Source organism: Nocardioides iriomotensis, assembly GCF_004168035.1.
GTDB lineage: Bacteria > Actinomycetota > Actinomycetes > Propionibacteriales > Nocardioidaceae > Nocardioides_B > Nocardioides_B iriomotensis.
Genome location: NZ_SDPU01000033.1, coordinates 1 through 2,092 on the forward strand (window position 1 = coordinate 1; position 2,092 = coordinate 2,092).

A 2,092-nucleotide genomic window follows, 5' to 3' on the forward strand; every position below is an offset into this window, starting at 1 on the left:
CTGGCCGACAAGGGCTGGCAGCAGGCGCTGCGCGAGGACAGGTCGCTCGCGCTCGGCCTCAACACCCACGCCGGCCGGCTCACCAACGCCCCGGTCGGCAACGCCCACGGAATCGAGAACACCAAGCTGGAGGAGGTGCTGGCGTCATGACCGACGTCCGCTACGCCGTCGTCGACCCGAGCAGCGGCGAGGAGGTGAGGTCCTACCCGACGTTCAGCGACGAGGAGGTGCTCGGCGCCGTCGGCAAGGCCCACGACGCCTTCCAGCAGTGGTCGCGCACGACGACCGTCGACGACCGCGCCGCCCTGGTGCGCCGCGTCTCGGAGCTGCACACCGAGCGCCGCCAGGAGCTCGCCGCGACGATCAACCGCGAGATGGGCAAGCCGATCGTCGACGCGCTCGGCGAGGTCGACTTCAGCGCGTCGATCTACGAGTACTACGCGGACAACGCCCCCGCCTTCCTCGCCGACGAGCCGCTCGCGCTGCTCGAGGGCGAGGGCAGCGCCGTCGTACGCCGCCGGCCGCTGGGTGTCCTGCTCGGGATCATGCCGTGGAACTTCCCGGCCTACCAGGTCGCCCGCTTCGCCGGCCCGAACCTCGCGGCGGGCAACACGATCGTGCTCAAGCACGCGCCGCAGTGTCCCGAGTCGGCCGCCGCGCTGGAGGCGATCTTCCGCGACGCCGGCTTCCCCGAGGGCGCGTACGTCAACGTGTACGCCACCAACGAGCAGGTCGAGAAGATCATCGCCGACCCGCGCGTGCAGGGCGTCTCGCTGACCGGCTCGGAGCGGGCCGGCGCGGCCGTCGCCGAGATCGCCGGCCGGCACCTGAAGAAGGTCGTGCTGGAGCTCGGCGGCTCCGACCCGTTCCTCGTGCTCAGCACCGACGACCTCGACGCCACGGTCGACGCCGCCGTCGCCGCGCGCCTCGACAACACCGGGCAGTCCTGCAACGCGGGCAAGCGGGTGATCGTGCACGAGAGCCTGTACGACGACTTCCTCCCGAAGTTCACCAGCGCCCTCCTCGCCGCGTCGCCCGCGCCGCTCTCCTCCGAGACGGCCGCGTTGCGGCTGGAGCAGCAGGTCTCCGACGCCGTCGCCCAGGGCGCCTCCCTGGCGACGGAGGGGGAGCGGCGCGGCGCGTGGTACCCGCCGGGCGTGCTCACCGGCATCACGCCGGGCGACGACGCCTCCCACCAGGAGCTGTTCGGTCCGGTGGCGATGGTGTTCAAGGTGCGCGACGAGGACGAGGCGGTCGCCGTCGCCAACGACACGCCGTACGGCCTGGGCTCGTACGTCTTCACCACCGACGCCGCGCAGGCGGAGCGGGTGGCGGAGCGGATCGACGCCGGCATGGTCTTCGTCAACGGTGTCGGCGCCGAGGGTGCCGAGCTGCCGTTCGGCGGCGTGAAGCGATCCGGCTTCGGGCGCGAGCTCGGCCGGTCCGGCATCGAGGAGTTCGTGAACAAGAAGCTGGTGCGCACGGTCCGATGAGCGACGCGACGACCGGCACGACCGGTGTGAAGCGCGGTATGGCCGAGATGCTCAAGGGCGGCGTGATCATGGACGTGGTCATCCCCGACCAGGCGAAGATCGCCGAGGACGCCGGCGCGGTCGCCGTGATGGCGCTCGAGCGGGTTCCGGCGGACATTCGCGCCCAGGGTGGCGTGTCCCGGATGAGCGACCCGGACATGATCGACGGGATCATCGGGGCGGTGTCGATCCCGGTGATGGCCAAGGCCCGGATCGGGCACTTCGTCGAGGCGCAGGTGCTGCAGTCGTTGGGTGTGGACTACGTCGACGAGTCCGAGGTGCTGACCCCGGCCGACTACGCCCACCACATCGACAAGTGGGCGTTCACGGTGCCGTTCGTGTGTGGAGCGACGAATCTGGGTGAGGCGCTGCGTCGGGTCACCGAGGGTGCGGCGATGATCCGGTCCAAGGGCGAGGCGGGCACCGGTGACGTCTCCAACGCGGTCACCCACATGCGCACGATCCGGGCGGAGATCCGCCGGTTGGGTGCGTTGCCGGAGGACGAGCTGTACGTCGCGGCCAAGGAGCTGCAGGCGCCGTACGTGCTGGTCAAGGAGGTC

Annotated in this window: 2 protein-coding genes; both read left to right on the plus strand. The window is 71.1% G+C overall.

Annotation, left to right across the window (positions count from 1 at the left end):
• Positions 1-146 precede the first annotated feature (146 nt).
• Complete coding sequence (locus tag ETU37_RS18400) at positions 147-1,493, plus strand: NAD-dependent succinate-semialdehyde dehydrogenase (protein ID WP_129988818.1); 1,347 nt, start codon at positions 147-149, stop codon at positions 1,491-1,493.
• Positions 1,490-2,092, plus strand: a 603-nt coding sequence (locus tag ETU37_RS18405; protein ID WP_476703576.1) for a beta/alpha barrel domain-containing protein, incomplete at its 3' end; no start/stop codon positions are given. The genes ETU37_RS18400 and ETU37_RS18405, both read left to right, overlap by 4 nt.